Source organism: Blastococcus sp. TF02-8, assembly GCF_003319175.1.
Classification (GTDB): domain Bacteria; phylum Actinomycetota; class Actinomycetes; order Mycobacteriales; family Geodermatophilaceae; genus Blastococcus.
Window position 1 is genome coordinate 1 of sequence record NZ_QOHK01000024.1, and the last position, 802, is coordinate 802.

General features: G+C 59.5%; 1 rRNA gene. It reads right to left on the reverse strand.

Features of this window, described 5'->3' with window-relative positions:
• A 16S ribosomal RNA gene (locus DQ237_RS19310) occupies positions 1–719 on the reverse strand; the annotation flags it as partial.
• Between the last annotated feature and the right edge of the window lie 83 nt (positions 720–802).

An 802-nucleotide genomic window follows, 5' to 3' on the forward strand; every position in this document is an offset into this window, starting at 1 on the left:
GCCCAGAGACCCGCCTTCGCCACCGGTGTTCCTCCTGATATCTGCGCATTTCACCGCTACACCAGGAATTCCAGTCTCCCCTGCCGAACTCAAGTCCGCCCGTATCGACTGCAGGCCCGAGGTTGAGCCTCGGGATTTCACAGCCGACGCGACGAACCGCCTACGAGCTCTTTACGCCCAATAATTCCGGACAACGCTTGCACCCTACGTATTACCGCGGCTGCTGGCACGTAGTTGGCCGGTGCTTCTTCTGCAGGTACCGTCACTTGCGCTTCGTCCCTGCTGAAAGAGGTTTACAACCCGAAGGCCGTCATCCCCCACGCGGCGTCGCTGCGTCAGGCTTTCGCCCATTGCGCAATATTCCCCACTGCTGCCTCCCGTAGGAGTCTGGGCCGTGTCTCAGTCCCAGTGTGGCCGGTCACCCTCTCAGGCCGGCTACCCGTCGTCGCCTTGGTAGGCCGTGACCCCACCAACAAGCTGATAGGCCGCGGGCCCATCCCCAGCCGATAAATCTTTCCACCACCAGACCATGCGGTCAGCAGTCATATCCGGTATTAGCCCCAATTTCTTGGAGTTATCCCAGAGCCAGGGGCAGGTTGCCCACGTGTTACTCACCCGTTCGCCACTGATCCCCTCCCGAAGAAGGTTCACCGTTCGACTTGCATGTGTTAAGCACGCCGCCAGCGTTCGTCCTGAGCCAGGATCAAACTCTCCGTAGATGATTTGATCGCGGCTGAGAACCGAGAGCTGACACTCTCGATATCAATCAACCAAAGGAATCCCAGCCACGACTGCACGAGCC